24 protein-coding genes, 1 tRNA gene and 1 riboswitch are annotated in these 20,377 nt (G+C 70.9%); of the genes, 9 read left to right on the top strand and 16 right to left on the bottom strand.

The annotated features are described in order from the left end of the window. Positions 1–27 precede the first annotated feature (27 nt). Entirely contained in the window at positions 28–195 is a 168-nt protein-coding gene (locus GVL05_RS00820; RefSeq protein ID WP_159570423.1) for a hypothetical protein, read from the top strand. Here GVL05_RS00820 and nagA read toward each other — a convergent pair whose 3' ends face one another. From nagA to clpS, 8 genes are all read right to left on the bottom strand, one after another. Beyond that, complete coding sequence (gene nagA, locus GVL05_RS00815; RefSeq protein WP_159570420.1) at positions 196–1,362, bottom strand: N-acetylglucosamine-6-phosphate deacetylase; 1,167 nt, start codon at positions 1,360–1,362, stop codon at positions 196–198. Continuing rightward, positions 1,359–1,766 (bottom strand): YrdB family protein, encoded by a 408-nt coding sequence (locus GVL05_RS00810; RefSeq protein WP_159570417.1) that lies wholly within the window; start codon positions 1,764–1,766, stop codon positions 1,359–1,361. Before GVL05_RS00810 ends, nagA begins: the two co-directional genes overlap by 4 nt. An 8-nt stretch (positions 1,767–1,774) precedes the next feature. Then, on the bottom strand, positions 1,775–2,635 hold the full coding sequence (gene purU, locus GVL05_RS00805; protein WP_159570414.1) for a formyltetrahydrofolate deformylase: 861 nt from the start codon (positions 2,633–2,635) through the stop codon (positions 1,775–1,777). 84 nt (positions 2,636–2,719) lie between these two features. Continuing rightward, positions 2,720–4,063 (bottom strand): MFS transporter, encoded by a 1,344-nt coding sequence (locus GVL05_RS00800; protein WP_159570411.1) that lies wholly within the window; start codon positions 4,061–4,063, stop codon positions 2,720–2,722. A 100-nt stretch (positions 4,064–4,163) separates the two neighbouring features. Continuing rightward, positions 4,164–4,589: a MarR family winged helix-turn-helix transcriptional regulator gene (locus tag GVL05_RS00795; protein ID WP_123293262.1), complete on the bottom strand. Its 426-nt coding sequence runs from the start codon at positions 4,587–4,589 to the stop codon at positions 4,164–4,166. A gap of 76 nt (positions 4,590–4,665) precedes the next feature. After that, entirely contained in the window at positions 4,666–5,592 is a 927-nt protein-coding gene (locus GVL05_RS00790) for a GNAT family N-acetyltransferase (RefSeq protein WP_159570408.1), read from the bottom strand. Further along, the gene (locus GVL05_RS00785; protein WP_159570405.1) at positions 5,589–6,065 is read right to left on the bottom strand and encodes a DUF2017 family protein; all 477 of its coding nucleotides are present in this window, start codon (positions 6,063–6,065) and stop codon (positions 5,589–5,591) included. The genes GVL05_RS00790 and GVL05_RS00785 overlap by 4 nt, the downstream gene beginning before the upstream one ends. Continuing rightward, positions 6,062–6,367 (bottom strand): ATP-dependent Clp protease adapter ClpS, encoded by a 306-nt coding sequence (clpS, locus tag GVL05_RS00780; RefSeq protein WP_185003162.1) that lies wholly within the window; start codon positions 6,365–6,367, stop codon positions 6,062–6,064. The genes GVL05_RS00785 and clpS overlap by 4 nt, the downstream gene beginning before the upstream one ends. Before the next feature lie 37 nt (positions 6,368–6,404). Next, positions 6,405–6,490, top strand: a riboswitch (ZMP/ZTP riboswitch). A 68-nt stretch (positions 6,491–6,558) separates the two neighbouring features. Between clpS and glyA the strand changes: the two genes are divergently transcribed. The 3 genes from glyA (at position 6,559) to GVL05_RS00765 (ending at position 9,484) form a co-directional block, all read left to right on the top strand. After that, positions 6,559–7,848 carry a serine hydroxymethyltransferase gene (glyA, locus tag GVL05_RS00775; protein WP_134195338.1) on the top strand — a complete coding sequence of 430 codons (1,290 nt, stop codon included), beginning with the start codon at positions 6,559–6,561 and terminating at the stop codon, positions 7,846–7,848. Further along, the gene (locus GVL05_RS00770) at positions 7,845–8,777 is read left to right on the top strand and encodes a bifunctional 5,10-methylenetetrahydrofolate dehydrogenase/5,10-methenyltetrahydrofolate cyclohydrolase (RefSeq protein WP_235035778.1); all 933 of its coding nucleotides are present in this window, start codon (positions 7,845–7,847) and stop codon (positions 8,775–8,777) included. The genes glyA and GVL05_RS00770 overlap by 4 nt, the downstream gene beginning before the upstream one ends. Before the next feature lie 203 nt (positions 8,778–8,980). Beyond that, entirely contained in the window at positions 8,981–9,484 is a 504-nt protein-coding gene (locus GVL05_RS00765; RefSeq protein WP_159570402.1) for a hypothetical protein, read from the top strand. A gap of 120 nt (positions 9,485–9,604) precedes the next feature. Here GVL05_RS00765 and galK read toward each other — a convergent pair whose 3' ends face one another. Next, positions 9,605–10,741, bottom strand: a complete 1,137-nt coding sequence (galK, locus tag GVL05_RS00760) for a galactokinase (protein ID WP_159570400.1) — start codon at positions 10,739–10,741, stop codon at positions 9,605–9,607. Then, positions 10,738–11,835 carry a galactose-1-phosphate uridylyltransferase gene (gene galT, locus GVL05_RS00755; protein WP_159570397.1) on the bottom strand — a complete coding sequence of 366 codons (1,098 nt, stop codon included), beginning with the start codon at positions 11,833–11,835 and terminating at the stop codon, positions 10,738–10,740. Before galT ends, galK begins: the two co-directional genes overlap by 4 nt. 64 nt (positions 11,836–11,899) lie before the next feature. Between galT and GVL05_RS00750 the strand changes: the two genes are divergently transcribed. Together GVL05_RS00750 and GVL05_RS00745 are read left to right on the top strand one after the other, a co-directional pair. After that, complete coding sequence (locus tag GVL05_RS00750) at positions 11,900–12,745, top strand: DeoR/GlpR family DNA-binding transcription regulator (protein ID WP_200849128.1); 846 nt, start codon at positions 11,900–11,902, stop codon at positions 12,743–12,745. After that, positions 12,742–13,674 carry an aldose 1-epimerase family protein gene (locus GVL05_RS00745; RefSeq protein WP_159570394.1) on the top strand — a complete coding sequence of 311 codons (933 nt, stop codon included), beginning with the start codon at positions 12,742–12,744 and terminating at the stop codon, positions 13,672–13,674. The genes GVL05_RS00750 and GVL05_RS00745 overlap by 4 nt, the downstream gene beginning before the upstream one ends. Positions 13,675–13,748: 74 nt before the next feature. On the opposite strand, the gene GVL05_RS00740 is transcribed toward GVL05_RS00745, so the two are convergent. The 4 genes from GVL05_RS00740 to GVL05_RS19955 form a co-directional block, all read right to left on the bottom strand. Then, a complete protein-coding gene (locus GVL05_RS00740) occupies positions 13,749–14,069 on the bottom strand; it encodes a hypothetical protein (protein WP_111085292.1) in 321 nt (106 codons plus the stop codon). Positions 14,070–14,239: 170 nt separating this feature from the next. After that, complete coding sequence (locus GVL05_RS00735; RefSeq protein ID WP_159570391.1) at positions 14,240–14,989, bottom strand: SGNH/GDSL hydrolase family protein; 750 nt, start codon at positions 14,987–14,989, stop codon at positions 14,240–14,242. A gap of 29 nt (positions 14,990–15,018) precedes the next feature. Continuing rightward, positions 15,019–15,091: transfer RNA gene (locus GVL05_RS00730), tRNA-Lys, on the bottom strand. A gap of 53 nt (positions 15,092–15,144) precedes the next feature. Then, a complete protein-coding gene (locus GVL05_RS19955; RefSeq protein WP_146249745.1) occupies positions 15,145–15,306 on the bottom strand; it encodes a DUF2207 domain-containing protein in 162 nt (53 codons plus the stop codon). A 126-nt stretch (positions 15,307–15,432) separates the two neighbouring features. Between GVL05_RS19955 and GVL05_RS00725 the strand changes: the two genes are divergently transcribed. From GVL05_RS00725 to GVL05_RS00715, 3 genes are all read left to right on the top strand, one after another. Continuing rightward, positions 15,433–16,062, top strand: a complete 630-nt coding sequence (locus GVL05_RS00725; protein ID WP_123936881.1) for a DNA-directed RNA polymerase subunit beta — start codon at positions 15,433–15,435, stop codon at positions 16,060–16,062. A gap of 647 nt (positions 16,063–16,709) precedes the next feature. After that, positions 16,710–17,309, top strand: coding sequence for an ECF RNA polymerase sigma factor SigK (gene sigK, locus GVL05_RS00720; RefSeq protein ID WP_123293272.1), 600 nt, complete (start codon positions 16,710–16,712; stop codon positions 17,307–17,309). Next, a complete protein-coding gene (locus GVL05_RS00715; protein ID WP_159570388.1) occupies positions 17,306–18,175 on the top strand; it encodes an anti-sigma factor in 870 nt (289 codons plus the stop codon). The genes sigK and GVL05_RS00715 overlap by 4 nt, the downstream gene beginning before the upstream one ends. A 298-nt stretch (positions 18,176–18,473) precedes the next feature. On the opposite strand, the gene pstB is transcribed toward GVL05_RS00715, so the two are convergent. Then, a complete protein-coding gene (gene pstB / locus GVL05_RS00710; RefSeq protein ID WP_159570385.1) occupies positions 18,474–19,253 on the bottom strand; it encodes a phosphate ABC transporter ATP-binding protein PstB in 780 nt (259 codons plus the stop codon). Between the two features lie 34 nt (positions 19,254–19,287). Next, positions 19,288–20,373, bottom strand: coding sequence for a phosphate ABC transporter permease PstA (gene pstA, locus GVL05_RS00705; RefSeq protein ID WP_123936879.1), 1,086 nt, complete (start codon positions 20,371–20,373; stop codon positions 19,288–19,290). Positions 20,374–20,377 lie beyond the last annotated feature (4 nt).

Genomic DNA, 20,377 nt, shown 5'->3' with positions numbered 1-20,377 from the left:
TCGGGGGGGCTGCTGCTCATCGCGGCGGTGTTCGTGTTCGTGGGTGCGTCGTCCCTCGGCGTGCGCGAGGACGAGTCCGAAGTGCACTTCCTCACCCGACTCGTCATCGTGGTCGTCATCGGGGTCGCCGTCGCCGGGCTCGGTGCGGTCGCCCTGCTGCTGCGGCTCGTCGCGGGAGCACTCGTCCGGCACTGATCAGCGCAGCTCGCGCCCGCCGCCCCACACCCGCTGCACCTCGAGCGCCGGGGACAGCGCCACGAGGTCGGCCGCGTACCCCGGCGCGAGCCGTCCCAGTCGGTCGCCGAGCCCCAGGGCCGCGGCCGGCACGCTCGTCAGGGCCGCGACGGCCTCGGGCAGCGTCCGTCCGGCGAGCGAGACCGCGTTCCGCAACGCCACGTCCTGCGTCAACGTCGACCCCGCGATGGTGTCGGTCCCGGCGACGTGCGCGACCCCGTCGGTCACGGTGACGTCGAGCGATCCCAGTCGGTACGAGCCGTCGGCAGCGCCCGCGGCACCCATGGCGTCGGTGATGAGCGCCACCCGGCCCGGAGCAGCCCGGAGCAGGGTGTCCGCGACGACCGGGTGCACGTGCACGGCGTCGAGGATGAGCTCGAGCGTCACCCGGTCGTCGGCCACCGCGGCACCGATCGGCCCCGGGGCGCGGTGGTGCAGCCCCGGCATGGCGTTGAACGCGTGGGTCAGCAGCGTCGCACCGGCGTCGAACGCGGCACGGGCTTGGTCGTAGGTGCCGACGGTGTGGCCGACGGCGACGGTGACCCCGGCGGCGACGAACCGGCGGACGGCGTCGAGCGCGCCCGGCAGTTCCGGCGCGATGGTGACCTGGCGGATGACGCCCGCGCCGGCCTCGAGCAGTGCGTCGACCGCTGCGGGGGACGGGTCGATGAGGAACGACTCGTTGTGGGCGCCCTTGTTGTGCGGGGACAGGAACGGCCCCTCCAGGTGCGCACCGAGCACGAGCGGGTCGGTCGCCATCACGGAACGGATCCGCGCGAGCGAGTCCGCGAGGGCGGGGACCGGGTTCGCGACGAGGGACAGGACCGACCGGGTCGTGCCGTGCGCCCGGTGGACGGCCAGCGACTCGGCGAAGGAGTCGTCCTCGTACGACTCGGTCGCACCGCCGTGCCCGTGCAGGTCGATGAACCCGGGCGTCAGGACCGCGTCGCCCAGGTCGACGACCTGGTCCGCCGCGGGGGCTTCGGGGCCGGAGCCGACCGCGTGCACCACGGCACCGGCGAGCAGGACCCAGCCGTCCGCCGTGGACCCGGCCGCGTCGACGACGCGGGATGCGCGCACCAGGGTGCGCTGCGCCTCCCGGCCGGCCTGGAGGCCCGTGTCGGTCATGCGGTCTCCCTGCGGAACGCGATCACGCCGCTCAGGGCGGCGATCACGATGAAGACGAAGCCCACGACCGGGTGGCCGATGGAGATCCAGGTCGCGCCCGCGGCGGTGACCAACGCGACCTCGACGATCGTCTTGCCGACGATGTCGGTCTCGATCGGCGACGCCGGCGAGCGGAAGAAGTACCAGACGACGGCCGCGAACAGCGGAGCGCCGACCATGAACAGGTAACCGGGCAATGGGAGCTGCCACGACCAGTAGCCCCAGAATGCCAGGGAGACCAGACCGAACGTGCAGACCAGGACGCGCAGCACGCGCCAGACGTCGAACGGCCGTCGCTGCCTGCCGGCGGGTGCCGGGCCGGGGACTGATTCCCAGTCGACGGGGGACTGCGGGGCGTTCGTCATGGTGCTGCCTACTTGAAGATGATGGTGCGGGCGCCGTCGAGCAGGACGCGGTCCTCGGCGATCCAGCGCACTGCCTGGGTGAGGGTGCGGGACTCTTCGTCCTGGCCGATGGAGACCAGCTCGGCGGGGTCCTTCGTGTGGTCCACGCGCACGACGTTCTGCTCGATGATCGGGCCCTCGTCGAGGTCGCTCGTGACGAAGTGGGCCGTCGCACCGATGAGCTTCACGCCGCGGGCGTGCGCCTGGCGGTAGGGGTTCGCGCCCTTGAAGCCAGGCAGGAACGAGTGGTGGATGTTGACCGCGCGGCCCTCGAGCGCCGCGCAGAGCTCCGGCGACAGGATCTGCATGTAGCGGGCGAGCACGACGAGTTCGATGTCGTGCTCCTCGACGGCTTCGAGCACACGGCGCTCCATGGCCGCCTTGCCGTCCGCGTCGGTGACCGGACGGTGCTCGAACGGCACGGAGTAGAACGACGCGAGCTCGGACAGGTCCGGGTGGTTGGACAGCACGAGGGGGACCTCGATCGGCAGCTGCCCACCGCGCTGGCGGTAGAGCAGGTCGTTGAGGCAGTGCCCGGCCTTCGACACGAGGACGAGGCTGCGCAGCGGGCGACCGACGACGTCGAGCTGGACGCGGGCATCGTACCGGGCGGCGACGGGGGCGAGGGCCGCCTCGAAGGTCGCACGGTCCACCGGCGCCATGACCTGCAGGCGCATGAAGAACGTGTTGGTGTCGACGCTCGAGAACTGCTGCGACTCGGTGATGTTGCCGTTGGCGGCGACGACCGCTCCGGAGACGGCGTGCACGATCCCGGGCTGGTCGTCGCAGACGAGCGTCAGGGTCCAGTGCGTGGGGGTCGGGTCGGTCACCGGATCAGGGTACCGGGCGCGGCGAGCGCGGTGCTTCGTGAGCAGAAATGGTCGAGTGCCGTCACGCGACCCGACCATTTCTGCTCACGAAGCGGGCGCGGCGGCGGCGGCGGCCGTGCGGAGGCGGCGGTCGGCCAGGGTCAGGACCGTCAGGAGCACCGCGACCCCGAGGATCACCCACGCCAGCACGTGCAGGTCCGGTGTGGTCGGGGCCTGGCCGAACACGCCACCGATGAGCGACGAGGCCCCGATCGCCCCGATGTACACCGCCGTGCGGGACAGCCCGGCCGCGGTGCCGATGTACGACGCGGGCACGAGCCGGTACAGCGCCGCCTGGTTCGACACCGACGCCAGCGCCTGCGGGACGCCGAACAGCGCCGGCGCCAGCGCGAGCAGCACGACCGGCGACCCGGTGTGCAGGAAGAGCAGGAGCGCCCCGCCGACGATCGGCACGACGGCCGCGACGATCAGGGGTCCGCGCACGACGGTCTTCCGGGCGACGACGAACGACGCGATCCCGGCCACGATCGCGGCCGGCAGCTGGATGTACCCGGCGACGTCGCTCGAGTACCCGGCGACGTCCTGCACCCACTGCGAGAACCCGTAGGTCATCGTGTACGCGAGCAGGTACGTCAGGAACAGTCGCACGTAGGTGCGGGACAACGCGCCGTTCCGAGCGAGCATCCGGACGTCCACGAACGGCCGGACCGCGCGCAGCTCCCACAGCACGAGGGCGACGAGCAGCACGATCGCCACCGCGAGCAGCCACCACAGGCCGGCGGACAGGTCGAGCAGGAACACGAGCAGCGCCGAGACGGTGCCCGTCATGAGCAGCATGCCGAACGGGTCGAGCGCCTGCAGGACGGGCAGGGCCTCGTCGTCACGCGGACGGAGACGGTCGGACGGCAGCCACATCGACGCCACGACGATGCCGAACGCCGCCAGGGGCACGTTCACCAGGAAGATCGCGTGCCAGCCGAACGCGGCGATCAGCGCGCCGCCGAGCGGAGGCCCGGCCGCCGCGGACACGAGCGAGGTGATGGACAGCGCTCCGAGCACGAGCGGCGGGGTCGGCTTCCCGATCCGTGCCGAGTGCTGTCGGAGGGTGGTGAGTGCTGCCGGGTACGCCGACGAGGTGCCGATGCCGATGAGCACGCGGGCGAACACCGCGCCGCCGAAGCCGGTCAGGAACTCGGGCACGACCCCGGCGATACCGACGATCACGAGCCCGGTCAGGAACACCTTCTTCGGGCCGAAGCGGTCGGCGAGCTTGCCCATCGTCGGCTGCGCGATCGCACTCGCCAGGTACAGGGCGGCGACGAGCCAGATCGCCTGCGCCGCACCGATCCCCAGGTCGCGGGAGATCGGCGTGAGCGCGACGGACACCATCGTGGTGTTGATCGGGTTGAGCAGCGGCCCGACGAGCACCGGGATGAGGAGCTTCGGGCCGAAGCCACTGCCGGTGCTGCCCGGCGCGACGACGGGGGTGGGAGTGGTCGAGGTGGACGTGGGAGTGCTTCTTCCGGGGTCAGCGTTCGGTGAGCGGGGCGAGGATCGCGATCGCTCGGGCGACGGTGTCGCGGTCGGCGTCGGGCAGCGCGGCGAGCCGGTCGGTCAGGACGCGGGTGCGGGTGGTCCAGGCGTCCTCGCGGGCACGGGCACCCTGGTCGGTCGCGCGGATGAGCGCACGGCGGCCGTCGGCGGGGTCTGGACGTCGTTCGACGAGGCCGAGGTCCTCGAGCGCCTGGACGGTCGCGCCCATCGACTGCGGCCGGACGCCCTCGGCGCGGGCGAGCTCGGCGACCGTGCTCTCGCCGTACCGCAGCAGGCGGCCGAGCGCGGCGGTCTGGGACGCCGTGACCTCGTCGGCCTTGCCGGTCAGCAGCGTGCGACGGATCCGACCGTAGAGCGTCAGCAGGTCGCCGGCGAGCGCGGTCGGATCGGGTGATTCCATACCGGCACGGTACTACTTCGACAGTGCAACTTGCAAGGTGGCCTTGCGAGTCCCGGGTCCGCCGCTCCGGATCGGCTCAGTACTCGAACACGATGCGGCGCTTCGTCACCACGAAGCCGGCCCGTTCGAACGCCCGGCGCATCGGGGTGTTCGCCGCGTCCGTCGTACCGACCACCTTCGGCTCGCCGGCCTCGGCGTGCACGCGCAGCCCCTCGGCGAGCAGCCCGTCGACCACACCGCGCCCACGGTGCTGCGGCAGCACGCCGATGAAGCTGATCGCCGCGTCGTACGCCGTCCGCGTCGCCAGGACGAACCCGACCACCGGGCCGCCCGGGTCGAGCGCGATCCGCCAGCCGTCGCGCGACCCCGGCAGCGAGCGGTAGAACTCGAGGTCGTCGGCGGCGGCGCCCCGCGGGCCGAGTTCGTCCACCGAGGCCACGGTGTGGGCGTCGAGGCTCCCCACCGCGACGCGGGCGAACAGGTCCACGAACTCGTCGTCGTCACCGGACCGGAAGCGCAGCGATGACGGCATCGGCACTCCGTGGTCCGGCGTCCACGCCACACTCACCCGCTCCGTCGATCGTCCGAGCCCTGCCGCCCGGGCGGCCGCCGTGCGCCACGACACCGCGGCGACGGCGTCGGGGTCGTCGTGCCAGTCCACCGCGACGTCGACGATCCACTCCGGCACCACCCCGAACGCAGCGGTCGCCCCCGTGATCAGCCCGGCGGCGATCGCCACCCGGTCGCGCTCGGGCACGTCCGGAGCGACCAGCAGGTCGTCGAGGGTCGACGGCGCCTCGGCGTCCGCGCCACCCCACCAGAGCGCCCGTGCCACCGGACGGCCGTCGCGCTCGGCCAGCCACGACCACCCCGGCCGGTAGTTGTCCGTGCCGGACTCGGCGCGGTACCGGTCCGGACCGATCCACGCGACCGGTTCCGACGTCGAGAACGCGAGCAGGGCCTCCCGGTCGTCCTCGGTGGTCGCGCGGAAGGTGACCGTCACCGCGGGTCGGTCATCGTCGTGATCAGGTGCTCCTGCACGTAGCCGAGCCAGTCGTAGACGTCGCGCAGGCCGACGCCCGCGTCGGCCTCGACCGAACGCTCCTCGTCGTCGGCGTCGACGATCCCGAGGCGGTCGGCGATCGTCAGCCGCAGGTCGGTCAGGGTGCGGAGCCAGGCCTGCTCGTCCTCCGGGTCGAGGGCACCGTCGCGGGTCCCCGTCAGCCACTCGTGCACGGTCGTCGCGTTCGTGGTCTTCTGCGCCAGCAGGTCGGACTGCGTGTACTTCCGGAACTCCGCGCTGGCGTCGTCGTCGTCCGGGTAGGCGTCCGGGAACATCCGCTCGGCCACCGGGTCCGCCGTCAGGTCGCCGTCGAGCACCTGGCGCAGCTGCTCGGTCAGGGACGTGAGCAACCCGCGCTCGCCGGAGGACATGCCGAGGTGGACGCCGTCGGCCCAGCGGACGAAGGGGATCACGCTTCGGGCGCCTTGTCGACGGTCGCCTGCAGGCCGTAGCCGTGCATCGACTGGACGTGGGCCTCCATCGCCTCGCGCGGACCCGTCGCCACGATGGCCCGACCCTCGGTGTCCACCTGGTGCATGAGCCGTTCCGCCTGCGCGCGGCCGAAGCCGAAGTGCCGCTGGAAGACGTACGTGACGTACGACATCAGGTTCACCGGGTCGTCCCACACGACGGTGACCCACGGGGTGTCCGCGCGCGCACTGGTGCGTTCGTCCGGGGTGGTCCGTTCGTCCACGTCGGGCGAGGTCAGCGTCATGCATCCAGGGTGACACAGGGCGGACGGCTCGGTACGATCGTCACGTCGCGACTGGCGTTGGATGGGTCACCATCGGGGAGCGACACCTGACACGGTGCGCGGCCGTACGCCTGGGCTGCACCGACCGATCGTCCGTGCGCGACCCACCGGTCGTCGCCAACCCACGTAGGAGAACCGTGTCCATCACCGATCTGCCCGCCGTCGACGGCTCCGTCGACACCGACCGCGCAGCCTTCAACGCCCCGCTCTCCGAGGTCGACCCCGAGATCGCCGCCGTCCTGCAGCAGGAGCTCGGCCGTCAGCGCGACACCCTCGAGATGATCGCGTCCGAGAACTTTGTGCCGCGCGCCGTGCTCGAGTCCCAGGGCTCCGTCCTCACCAACAAGTACGCCGAGGGCTACCCCGGCAAGCGCTACTACGGCGGCTGCGAGTACGTCGACGTCGCCGAGCAGCTCGCCATCGACCGTGCCAAGGCGCTCTTCGGTGCTGCCTACGCGAACGTCCAGCCGCACTCCGGTGCGACCGCGAACGCGGCCGTCCTGCACGCCATCGCCTCGGCTGGCGACACGATCCTCGGCCTCGAGCTCGCGCACGGCGGGCACCTGACCCACGGCATGAAGCTCAACTTCTCCGGCCGCATCTACAACGCCGTCGCGTACGGCGTCGACCCCGAGACGTTCGAGGTCGACTACGACGACATCCGCGCGAAGGCGATCGAGCACCAGCCGAAGGTCCTCATCGCTGGCTGGTCCGCCTACCCGCGCCAGCTCGACTTCGCGAAGTTCCGTGAGATCGCGGACGAGGTCGGCGCCAAGCTCTGGGTCGACATGGCGCACTTCGCCGGCCTCGTCGCCGCCGGTCTGCACCCGTCCCCGGTCCCGCACGCCCACGTCGTCTCGTCGACCGTGCACAAGACCCTCGGCGGCCCCCGCTCGGGCATCATCCTGTCCAACGACGAGACCCTGTTCAAGAAGCTGAACTCCGCGGTCTTCCCGGGCCAGCAGGGCGGCCCGCTCATGCACGTCATCGCCGCCAAGGCCACCGCGTTCCTGCTCGCCGGCACCCCCGAGTTCAAGGCCCGCCAGGAGCGCACCATCCGCGGTGCCCGCTTGCTCGCGGATCGGCTCACGCAGCCGGACGCCCGCGCGGCCGGCGTCGACGTCCTCACCGGTGGCACCGACGTGCACCTGGTGCTCGTCGACCTGCGCACCTCCGAGGTCGACGGCAAGCAGGCCGAAGACCTGCTGCACGAGGTCGGCATCACCGTGAACCGCAACTCCGTGCCGTTCGACCCGCGTCCGCCGATGGTCACCTCGGGTGTCCGCATCGGCACGTCGGCGCTCGCCACGCGTGGCTTCGGCGACGCCGAGTTCACCGAGGTCGCGGACATCATCGCGCTGACCCTCATGCCGAACCCGGACATCGCAGCGCTCTCGGCCCGGGTGAAGACCCTGACCGACGCGTTCCCCCTCTACGCGTGAGCGACGCTCTGACCCCCCTGCCCGTCGAGCGATGGGCGGGGGAGGGCTCGGCGGTCCGCATCGACGGCACCGCCCTCGCTGCCCGGACGCTCGACGAACTGCGGGTCCGCATCGATCGGTTGCACGAGCACGGCATCCGTCCGGGGCTCGGCACGATCCTGGTCGGGGAGAACCCCGGTTCCCTGTCCTACGTCGCGGGCAAGCACCGCGACTCGGCGCAGATCGGGCTCGACTCGCACCGCATCGACCTGCCTGCGACGGCATCCGCCGCGGACATCCGAGCCGCGATCCTGCAGATGAACGACGACCCCCGGGTCACCGCGTTCATCGTGCAGCTGCCGCTGCCGGAGGGCATCGACCCGACGCCGATGCTCGAGCTGATGGACCCGTCGAAGGACGCCGACGGCCTGCACCCGACGAACCTCGGTGAGCTCGTGCTCGCCGTGCCCGGTGGTGCCGGCACCATCGACGCGCCCCTGCCCTGCACCCCGCGGGGCATCGTCGCGATGCTCGAGGCGTACGACATCCCGATCCGGGGCGCGCACGTCACGATCATCGGGCAGGGCCTGACGGTCGGCCGGCCGCTCGGTCTGCTGCTCACCCGCCTCGAGGCCACCGCCACCCTGACCCACTCCCTGACGGCGGACGTCGCCGCGGAGTGCCGTCGCGCCGACATCGTCATCGCGGCGGCCGGGGTCGCCGGGCTCGTCAAGCCGGACTGGATCCAGCCCGGTGCGGCCGTGATCGACGTGGGCATCACCCGCGTGGTGAACGAAGAGACGGGGAAGGCCAAGCTGCACGGCGACGTCGACCCCGCCGTCGCGTCCGTCGCTGGGTTCATGTCGCCGGTGCCCGGCGGCGTCGGCCCGATGACCCGCGCGATGCTCATGAAGAACGTGGTCGAGGCGGCGGAGCGCCACCTGAAGTAGGTGCGGCGGTCGGTGCCGCTGGCGCGCGTCCGTTCGTGCCGCGGTCCGTGCCGCGAAAGCGACAGATTCCCGCGAACAGTTCGCGGGAATCTGTCGCTTTGGCGGGGTGGTCGTGTCCACGGGCGGCCGGGAGGCGCGGCTCGCCCCCGCCCCGCGCGTTCGGGGGACGGGTGCGGAGCCGCCCCCAGTGCTACGGTCACCGCATGGGGGAGAACGTCCAGACCGCGCCCGTGATGGCGGCCACCGGCAGGAAGCTGCGTCCGCGTGCGTGGGGACTCGTACTCGTCGGGATCGTCGCACTGGTGCTGTCCCCGAACCTGGTGCTCTGGAGCACGTCGACGGGCTACGGCGGAGTCGACGCCGACGACAACTGGATCGACAACGGCGGCAAGGTCCTGGAGACCGCGCCCATCACGGTGCAGGTCGAAGCGCACGTCGCACCGGCCGCACTCGCACTGCTGCTGCTCGTGGTCGTCGTCGGGATCGTCCTGCCGCCGACGCTCGCGCGCTACGGGCACCGCACCCTCGGCGACATCGTGCGGTACTCGGCGTACCTGGCCGTCCCGGTGTGCATCGTCGTCGGCGTGCTGGTCTACACGGTGTGGCAGGGCCACGTCGTGATGGACCAGCTCCAGCACGAGGTGCTGCACCCGCACGGGTTCCCGTGGGGCGGCGTCACCGTCACCACGGGACACATGACCCGCTGACGCCCGAGTCTCGGCCGCGCTGCCCCGAGTCTCGCGGTGAGCGACCGTTCTCGGGGGCGGCACCGCGAGGACGGTCGCCCAGCCCGAGTCTCGCCCGTACTGGCGCGAGACTCGAGGGGCTCAGTCGCGGCGGGCGCCCTGCGCGGCGTGCACCGTGAAGACGTTCGGCTCGCGGTACCCGGCGGCTGCGAAGGCGGCGGTGACGGCCTCGGTGATCGCGCCACGGGCCTCCCGGTCGACCAGCGCGATCGCCGCACCACCGAACCCACCACCGGTCATCCGCGCACCGACGGCGCCGTGCTCGACGGCGGTCGCGACGGCCAGGTCGAGCTCCGGCACGGAGATCTCGAAGTCGTCGCGCATCGACTCGTGCGACGCGACGAGCAGCGAACCGATCGCCCGCGGGCCCTGTTCGCGCAGCGTCCGGACGGTGTCGAGGACGCGCTGGTCCTCGGTCACGACGTGGCGCAGGCGGCGGAAGGTCTCGTCGTCGAGCAGCTCCTGCGCACGGGGCAGGTCGTCGACGCTCAGGTCACGCAGGGCCTCGACACCGAGCACCTGCGCACCCTTCTCGCACGAGGCCCGACGAGCCGCGTACCCGCCGGTGGCGTGGGCGTGCTCGACCCGGGTGTCGATGACCAGGACCTCGAGCCCGTTGGCCTCGAGCGCCAGGTCGACCACGGCGGTGTCGAGCGTGCGGCAGTCCAGGAACACGACGGCGTCCTGCTCACCGAGCAGTGACGCGGACTGATCCATGATGCCCGTCGGTGCGCCGACGGCGTGGTTCTCGGAGTACTGCCCCACGCGGGCGAGGGTCTTGCGGTCGAGGCCGAGCTCCCACAGGTCGTTGAAGGCGAGTGCGACGCCGCACTCGATCGCTGCGCTGGAGGACAGGCCCGCGCCGACGGGGACGTCGGACTCGATGAAGACGTCGAACCCGGTCGTGTCGGACAGGTCCGCGCCGGCCTGCTCGCGGAGCGCCCAGGCGATGCCGAAGACGTACGCCGACCAGCCGGTCATGTTCGACGGGTCGAGGTCGTCGAGCGACAGCTCGAGCACGGTGCCGGCGTCGAACGCGGACGAGACGCGCAGCAGACGGTCCGGCCGCGGAGCGATCGACGCGCTGGTGCGCCGGTCGATCGCGAACGGCAGGACGTACCCGTCGTTGTAGTCGGTGTGCTCACCGATCAGGTTGACCCGGCCGGGGGCGGAGTACCGCACCGCCGGCTCGTACCCGTAGACCTGCTGGAACGTCATGCTCGCTCGATTCCCTGTCGGATGAACTCGGCCGCCTTCTCGGGCACGAGGTCCCCGATCCAGGCGCCCATGGCGGCTTCACTGCCGGCCAGGAACTTCAACTTGTCCGCCGCCCGACGCGGCGACGTGATCTGCAGCATGAGCCGCACGGTGTCCCGCCCGACGTGCACCGGCGCCTGGTGCCAGGCGGCGATGTACGGGGTCGGGTCGTCGTAGAGCTCGTCGATGCCCCGCGTCAGGCGCAGGTGCATGTGGGCCAGTTCGTCCTTCTCGGCCTCGGTCAGACCGGCGAAGTCGGGGACGTGGCGGTGCGGCAGCATGTGGATCTCGATGGGCCAGCGTGCGGCGAACGGCACGAACGCCGTGAAGTGCTCGCCCTGCAGCACGACCCGGTCCGAGGCGCGCTCGTTCGCCAGGTGCTGCTCGAACAGGTCGGGCCCGAAGCGCTCGATGGAGTCGAGCAGGCGCTGCGTGCGGGGCGTGATGTACGGGTACGAGTAGATCTGCCCGTGCGGGTGGTGCAGCGTGACACCGATCGCTTCGCCGCGGTTCTCGAACGGGAACACCTGCTGGATGCCGGGCATGGCGGAGAGCGCGGCGGTGCGGTCCGCCCAGGCCTCGACCACGGTGCGGGCACGCGACTCGGAGATCGACGCGAAGGACCCCTCGGTCGCGGGCGAGAAGCACACGACCTCGCACCGGCCGACGCTGCGCAGCTGCCGGTTCAGGCCGACGTCGGTCAGCGCGTCGAGCGAGCCGGGTGCGTCATCGGCTTCGAGCGCCGGACCGAACGACGGTGACCGGTTCTCGAACACGGCGACGTCGTAGGTGCTCGGGATCTCGGACGGGTTCTGCGGTGTCTGCGGCGCGAGCGGGTCCTGGTCGGCCGGCGGCAGGAACGCACGGTTCTGCCGGCTCGCGGCGATGGAGACCCACTCGCCGGTCAGGACGTCCTGGCGCATCCGCGCGGTCTCGGGCCGAGGATCGAGCGCACGCTCGTCGATGGCACGCTCAGCGGGCAGGGTGCTGTCCGCATCGTCGAAGTAGAACAGGTCGCGGCCGTCCGCGAGCTTCGTCACGCGCTTGGTGATCACCAGAACAGCCTAGCGCCGATCCGAAGCGTTGCGAAAGTCTTCGGAAGCAAGCGAAACTAGAGCCGTGACCGACGACGACCTCTCCTTCCTGGCCGGATCGCTGCCCGCGCCGCTGCGGCAGGACCGCATCGTCTCCATCGTCGAGGGCGCACCCGGCATGGTCCGGACCGCCGCGCTGGCCGCGTCGCTCGGCACGAGTGAGGTGACGGTCCGGCAGGACCTCGCGGTCCTCGACCAGGAGGCCCGGATCCGCCGGGTGCACGGCGGAGCGGTCCGCCTCGGGGCCGGGTCCACCGAGCGCCCCTTCGAGGAGACCGCCGTCGAGCACCAGGTGGCCAAGGCCGCCATCGGCCGCGCGGCCGCAGCGCTCGTGCGGTCCGGCGAGTGCGTCGTGCTCGACGTCGGCACCACCCCGGCAGCGGTCGCCGAGGCGCTCGTCGCCCGCACGGAGCTGTCCGACCTCACCGTCGTCACGAACTCGCTGACGACCGCGCTGGCCCTCGAGCGCGCCGTGCCGCGGTTCACGGTGATCGTCACGGGCGGCACCCTCCGACCGCTCCAACACTCGCTCGTCGCACCGTTCAACAACACCCTGTTGCCGGTGATCGCCGCTGACGTCGTGTTCCTCGGTGGCACCGGTGTCGACGTCGCGCACGGTCTGACCAACGTCAACCTGCCCGAGACCGAGGCGAAGCGGGTGCTCGCGGCCACGGCTCGGCGTACGGTCGTGGTCGCGGACGGGTCGAAGTTCGGCCGGGCCCACATCGGGGTCGTCCGCGCGCTCGAGGACATCGACGTCGTCGTCACCGCCGAGGCCGAGGCGGACGCGGTCGCCACGATCCGGGCGGCCGGCGTCGAGGTCGTCGTCGCGGACGGCGAGGACACACCCGGAAGGAACCACACCCCATGACCGCAGCACCCACCGGTGGCCAGTACCGCCTGCACCACGCTGGACCGGACGGCGTCGTCGAGGCCGTCGTGACCGAGGTCGCTGCCGGCATCCGAGAACTCCGCGTCGCCGGCTTCGACCTGACCGAGCCGTTCGCCGTCACCGAGCAGCCGCCCGGCGCCAACGGGATCGTGCTCGTGCCGTGGCCGAACCGCGTCGCCGGCGGGGTCTGGGAGCTCGACGGCAAGCGGCAGCAGCTGGACGTCTCGGAGCCGAAGTACGGCAACGCCTCGCACGGTCTGCTCCGCTTCGCGCCGTACCGCGTGGTGTCGCAGACCGAGACGGGCATCGTGCAGGAAGCCACGATCCACCCGCAGCACGGCTGGCCGTTCACCCTCGAGACCCGCGTGCACCACGAGCTCGTCGACGACGGCATCCGGGTGACGCACGAGATCACGAACCGTTCCGGAGCCCGCGCGCCCTTCGCCGTGGGGGCGCACCCGTACCTGCGCGCCGGTGACACCCCCGCAGAGGACCTCGTCGTCACCCTCGACGCCGCCACCGCCTTCACCGTCGACGAGCAGAAGGTGCCGAACGGTTCCGTGTCGGTGGAGGGCACTTCGTTCGACCTGCGACAGGGACAGCGTGCCGGTGACGCCGATCTCGACACCGCGTACTCGGACATCACCCCGGACGCCGACGGTGTCCGCCACACGACCCTGCACGGCCCTGAGGGTGACGGCGTGCAGCTCTGGCAGGACGCGTCGTTCCCGTACGTGCAGGTGTTCACCTCGCGGGAGTACCCGCGTGGCGACGCCAAGGGCCTGGCCGTGGCGGTCGAGCCGATGACCGCTCCGGCCAACGCCCTGAACTCCGGCGAGGGCCTGCGGTGGCTCGAGCCTGACGAGACCTGGACGGGCACCTGGGGCATCCGCCGCGTCTGGTCCTGACCGCCTTCGTGCACTGAGAAGGCCCCGCCGGATGTCCGGCGGGGCCTTCTGCATTCGTGGCGGGGAGCTGCGGGTCAGCCGCGGCGCATGCGGAGCGCCTCGACCGCAAGGGACTCGCTGGCGTAGCGCCCGACCTCGTGCGCCCAGGCCGGGTCGTCCCCGCGCAGGGCGATGAAGTCCTTGCGCTGTCGGCACACGTAGCCGAGCACCGCGGTGGCCGTCGCGACCTCGATGAAGTCCTTGCGGATGTGCCGGGTCGTGACCTGCGCGTTGCGACGGAGCGTGTCGAGCAGGAGCTCGTTGCTCATCGTCGTGTTGGTCGCGGCGGCGAGCTCGACGATGCGGCGCGCGTCCCCGGTGCTGCTGGTCTGCGTGGCTTCGATGGGCTCGATCACGGTGTACCCCGTTCGTTCGTGGTGGTGCGGTGCTGCAGGATCCGGTGATCGGATCCGGGAACGACACTATCGGCGGCAGCCCACCAGTCGGCTGTGCGCAGGCTGATGTGTGCAGGGGATCTGCCATGAGCCAGCTGGGGACGACTTGTACCCCGAACACGAACCCGAGGTCAGGCGCAGCGTTCGTCGTCGGGCGCAGCGAGCGCGTCGAGGGAGTCCGAGACCCGTCCGGCCATGTACTGGTAGCCGGCGTCGTTGAGGTGCCCGCCGTCGAGCGCCGCGTAGCCCGGGCTGTTCGCCGCGGTGAACCACTGGCCGGCGAGCGGGTCGATGAACGGCACACCCGCAGCAGCCGCTCCCGCGGAGACCGAGGCGGCGACCCCGACGTTCGCCTTCGCCCGTGGCATCGGCGCTGACGGCCCGAGCGCCACGACGACGGCGTCCGGCCAGGTCTGTTCCGCCGCGCGGAGGGTCTGCTCGACGCGGGCCTGCAGCGTCGACGAGTCGACGAGCCAGTCGTTCTGGCTGCCCTGCACGATGACGAGCTGCGGAGCGTCGGTCGTGGCGTGCCGTTCGAGGCGGGGGCCGAACGTGTAGTGCGAGGACCCGGTACGCCCGGTGTCGACGTAGCCCGTTCCCGGGTAGCCGTCGATGGTGGCGTCCCAGTTGCGGTCGGCTGCGAGGTCCTGCGCCCATCCGTGGACGCCGCTGGTGGAGCCGCGGCCGGTGGTGTATGAGTCGCCGACGATCAGGACGTGCGAGCCGGGGACGATCGCGTCCGCGACCTCGGCGGAGGAGACGCTCGACGACGTCGAGATGGGCTGGCAGGCACTCGACACGGTCGGCAGGATGACGAGCAGCCCGCTGACGCCGAGAGCCATGGCTCCGAGCGCGATGCCGGGGAGGAGTCGTCGTGCCACCCGCCACATCTTAGACAACGCACTTGGTGTGGGCCCCGTGGGGCTCGAACCCACGACCCTCGGATTAAAAGTCCGGTGCTCTACCAACTGAGCTAGAGGCCCTCACCCGCAAGGCTAGCGGGTGAGGGCCTCTGGGAAGAACCTGGTGTCGAGGGTCAGCCGCGACGCCCGGTGAGCGTCCGCAGCAGCCACAGGACGACGGCCACGATGAGCAGCACGATGCCGACCCACAGCAGGAACTTGAGGCTCGCGGTGAAGCCACCGACGAACAGCAGGATGACCGCGATGACGGCCAGGATGATGAGCAACGGGTTCATGGGGGAGTCCTCTCCTTCACGTTCGGGAGGAGCGCCTCCCGACGAGACACCGTACCCGCGGCGCTGCCGTTGCGTTCTGGGCGAACGGAGGGCGGGCGTGTCACCGGCCGTGCCTACACTGACGCGGTGCCTCGCGATCACCACCGTCCTGTCCACTTCACCGATGCCGAGTTCGCCGCGATCCAGGGCGGCGAGGACCCCGCCGTCGTGAACCGTGTCGCGCACGAGACCGCGAACGCGCTGCTGCACCGGGTGCGTCAGGATCCGGACCCCGCGGTGGTGGAGCGGCTCGTCACCTACACGGACGTGCACGGCATCGACGCGATCGCCGAACTCTGGGCGCGGGTGGGTGCGCACACCCTGCCGGGTGCCCTGTGGCGGGTGTACCTCGTCCGCACCGTGATCCGGCAGAACCCGGAGGAGATCGCGTACTTCTTCCAGCGCGGCACTGAGCGCATCGGCACGATCGACCAGGCCGTCGCGGGGGCGGAGCAGCCGACCGGTCCTGCCGAGATCCTCACCCTGGCGGACCGCATCCTGCACGGGCTGTACACGGGCGACTTCGCCGTGGCGCTCGACCGTGGGGCGGCGTTCTGCCGGCTGACCGCGGCCGGTGCGACTGCGGTGGCGGACGAGTCCGACCTGACCTCGACCGGCCGCGCGAGCGAGCTGACGCGGCGGGCGCTCCGTCTCACGGAGCTGGCGGCCGACCTGACCGAGGCGGCGGCGCTCTGGCGTCGCGAGAGCCTGGACTAGCGAGCGAACGCGCCGGACCCGCACCGGGCCTCCCGGCTGGCTGCGCATGGTGAGCAGAAGATGTCGGGTCGCATCGCTGCAAGCGACCATTTCTGCTCACGAAGCGAGACGAGACGAAGCGAGACGAGACGGAACGCCGCAGGGCAGAGAAAAACCGGGCCGCAGAAGCGCCTCTCGGCGCGAGGCCGCTCGAAGCGGCGAATTTTGGAGCCCGGGGCTTGCTGCGGCCCGGCGAGACCAACTCTACGACGCGTCGGCTGAGTCTGCTGCCCTGTTCACTCTCGGTGGACAGATCCGGACCCGGGCGTGCCCGGCAGAGGCCCGGACGCGGCGTCCCGACAACTTCTCGGCATCCGATCCAATCCACCAGGGGCACCGCGCCGAATCATCAGCGTGACGGACTTGATGACCGTCACGAACGCGAGAGGCCCGGCGTGACCCGGACCGGTATCCGCCGGTCAATTCCCTGTGGGTCACGCTGGCCTCTCGTCTCGACCGCACGACGCGGCGGCTTCGTCCTCCCCGGGGCGCGACCGCAGCACAGCACCACCGCAGCACAGCACCACCAGCACCACCGCATCACGCAGCACCCCTGACAGAACGGCCACAACCGGTCGCCGACGCACCCGAGAGGAGGGAAATCTGCAATGCTTGCCCTCGTGGATAGCGACACCGAACGCTGGAGCTCGTCAGAGCCAGCCCAGGCATCGCCGGACGACCTCTTGGCGCGGGTTGCCTCCGGTGACCAAGCCGCCTTCGCGGACCTCTACGACGTCCTCTCCGGCCGGGTCCTCGGACTCGTGACGCGGCTCCTCCGGGACCGCGCCCAGTCCGAAGAGGTCACGCAAGAGGTGTTCCTCGAAGTCTGGCAACAGGCCACCCGGTTCGACCGGAAGCGCGGGACCGCCTCCAGCTGGGTCCTGACCATGGCGCACCGCCGAGCGGTGGACCGGGTCCGGGCGTCGCAGGCCTCGCACGACCGGGACACGAAGATCGGCATCCGCGACCTCGAGTCCGGTTTCGACCAGGTCTCCGAGTCGGTCGAGATCCGTATCGAACACGAACGTGTCGGCAGGGCCCTGGCCAAGCTGACCGAGTTCCAGCGGCAGGCCGTGCAGCTCGCGTACTACGGAGGCTTCTCGCACAGCGAGATGGCCGAACAACTCGGTGTCCCCATCGGCACCGTCAAGACCCGTCTCCGTGACGGGATGATCCGACTCCGAGACGAAATGGGGGTGACCTCATGACCGAACGACACGACGACCCCGCCCTGCTGACGGGTTCCTACGCACTCGACGCGCTGTCCGACGATGAGCGCATGCTCCTCGAGGACGTCCTCACGACGTCGCCCGAACTCCAGGCCGAGGCCGACTCGCTGCGCGAGACTGCGCTGCAGCTGGCCTTCGCCGCCGCTCCGATCGAGCCGCCGACGTCGCTCCGCGCGTCGCTGCTGGCCCAGATCGCGACGACCCCGCAGGCTGCACCACTGGCCGAGACGGCTCCTGCCGTCGACACGACCTCCGTCCAGGAGGCCCGTCCCGAGCCCGCCAGGCACGTCGCCTCGATCGCCGACGGCTCCACCACCGGTGGCCGGGCGACCTCCGAGGCTCGCCGCCGCTGGTTCCAGCGTCCGGCAGCCATGCTCACCAGTGCTGCTGCGGTCGCCGTGGTCTTCCTCGGTGTCGGCCTGGGGGTCGGCGTCGCGAACGGCCCTGCCGACGGACCGGGCACCGGCACCACGCAGGCATCGAGCGGCCTCGACCGCATCTACGCCGCGTCGGACTTCCAGCGCAGCACCACCAAGGTCGGGGGCGGCGGCACGGCCACGGTCGTGTGGTCGAGCGACCTCGGCAAGTCCGCGGTGATCCTCGACGGTGTCGCCCAGGCGCCGAAGGGCAAGACGTACGAGCTCTGGTACATCGGCTCCGAGAACGAGGGCGGCACGATCAAGTCGGCCGGCCTGGTCGACGGTGTCGCGGACGGCGTGCACTCGGCCGTGCTGAAGGGCTCGATGTCCGACGGCGCGACGATCGGCATGACGGTCGAGCCGGCCGGTGGTTCGGAGCAGCCGACCACGACGCCGATCATGGCGGTCCCGACCACCTCGGCCTGACCCTCCCCGGAAGGTGCTCACGCGATCGATGCGTGGGCACCTTTCGTCGTTCCACGAGGCGATCGACGCGTGCATCGTCGGAACATGCGCACGCACCGTCTGCGTGCGCATCGAGCGACGAACCACGAGACGATCGACGCGTGGATCGTCGGAACATGCGCACGCACGCACCCACGCCGTGCGCCACGCACCCCGCACGGCCCCCGCGCCCAGCGCAACCACGAAGGCCCGGTGCGCATCCGTGGCGGACGTGCACCGGGCCTCCCGGTCGTCCGTCAGGCCGACCGACTGACAGCGATCAACCGAAGCGACCCGAGACGTAGTCCTCGGTGGCCTGGACGGACGGGTTCGAGAACATCGTGGTGGTGTCGTCGAACTCGATGAGCTTGCCCGGCGCACCGGTGCCGGCGATGTTGAAGAACGCCGTCTTGTCGCTGACGCGCGAGGCCTGCTGCATGTTGTGCGTGACGATGACGATCGTGAACTCCTTCTTGAGCTCCTCGATCAGGTCCTCGATGGCCAGGGTGGAGATCGGGTCGAGCGCCGAGCAGGGCTCGTCCATCAGCAGCACGTCGGGCTGCACCGCGATGGCGCGGGCGATGCAGAGACGCTGCTGCTGCCCACCGGACAGGCCCATGCCGGGCTTGTCGAGGCGGTCCTTGACCTCGTTCCACAGGTTCGCACCCTGCAGGGAGCGCTCGACGATGTCGTCGGCCTCGGAGCGGGAGACGCGCTTGTTGTTGAGCTTCACACCCGCGAGCACGTTGTCCTTGATGGACATCGTCGGGAACGGGTTCGGACGCTGGAAGACCATGCCGACCTGGCGACGGACGAGCACCGGGTCGACCCCGGGGCCGTACAGGTCGTCGCCGTCGATCTTGACCGAGCCCTCGACCCATGCGCCGGGGATGACCTCGTGCATGCGGTTCAGGGTGCGGAGGAAGGTGGACTTGCCGCAGCCGGACGGGCCGATGAAGGCGGTGACGGTGCGGGGCTCGATGGTGATGTCGACGCCCTCGACCGCCTTGAACTTCGAGTAGTAGACGTTGAGGCCGTCGACCTCGATGCGCTTGGACACGTTGATCCTTCTGGTGGGTGGGGAAGTGGGTTCGCTAGCGCGAGAGCTTGGGGGCGAAGAGTCGGGTGACGAACCGGGCGAGCAGGTTGAGCGCCATCACGATGAGGATGAGCACCAGCGCGGCGGTCCAGGCACGGTCGACGAACGGCTGCGGGTTGGCGCCCTGCTGCGAGTACTGCGTGTACGCGTACACCGGCAGGGTCATCATCGGGTCCTTGAACAGGTCGTAGTTCATGCTCGCGGTGAACCCGGCGGTGACGAGCAGCGGAGCCGTCTCGCCGATGACGCGGGCGATGGAGAGCATGACGCCGGTGGTGATGCCGGCGAGCGACGTGGGGAGGACGACCTTGAGGATCGTGAGGTACTTCGGCACCCCGAGGGCGTAGGACGCTTCGCGGAGCTCCATCGGCACGATCTTCAGCACCTCTTCGGTGGAGCGCACGACGATCGGGATCATCAGCACCGACAGGGCGACCGAGCCGACCAGGCCGAAGCGGGCACCAGGGCCGAGGAACAGCGCGAACAGCGAGTAGGCGAACAGCCCGGCGACGATCGAGGGGATGCCCGTCATGACGTCGACGAAGAACGTGATGCCCTTCGCCAGTGCGCCGCGGCCGTACTCGACCAGGTAGATCGAGGTGAGCAGCCCGATCGGCACCGAGATGAGCGCCGCGAACAGGGTGATCTCGAGCGTGCCGACCAACGCGTGGATCGCGCCGCCGCCCTCGGAGATCACGCCGCGCATCGAGTACGAGAAGAAGTTCGCGTCGAAGCGGGCCAGGCCGTCGGCGATCACGGTCCAGAGCAGCGACACCAGCGGCAGGACCGCGATGACGAAGGCGGTGATGACGAGCGACGTGACCAGTCGGTTGACGGCCTGACGACCGCCCTCGACGATGCGCGAGACGACCACGATCAGGACGTCGAACAGGACGGTGCCGAGGAACAGGGCGGCGACGACGTTGAAGTCCTTGACCGAGCCGCCGGCGTTGAGCAGGGCGAACACGGCCACCAGGGCGACCCAGCTGCCGACCAGCAGCAGCCACGGCACCGAGCGGTGCAGCTTGCCGTTGGCGTAGACGTTGCCGGCGGTGCCGGTCTGACGGAGCGCGAGGGACATCGGG

The sequence above is a fragment of the Curtobacterium sp. 18060 genome (assembly GCF_902706105.1).
Classification (GTDB): domain Bacteria; phylum Actinomycetota; class Actinomycetes; order Actinomycetales; family Microbacteriaceae; genus Curtobacterium.
The sequence above is the reverse complement of the archived record's forward strand: the minus strand, read 5'-3'. Positions and strand labels throughout refer to the sequence as shown.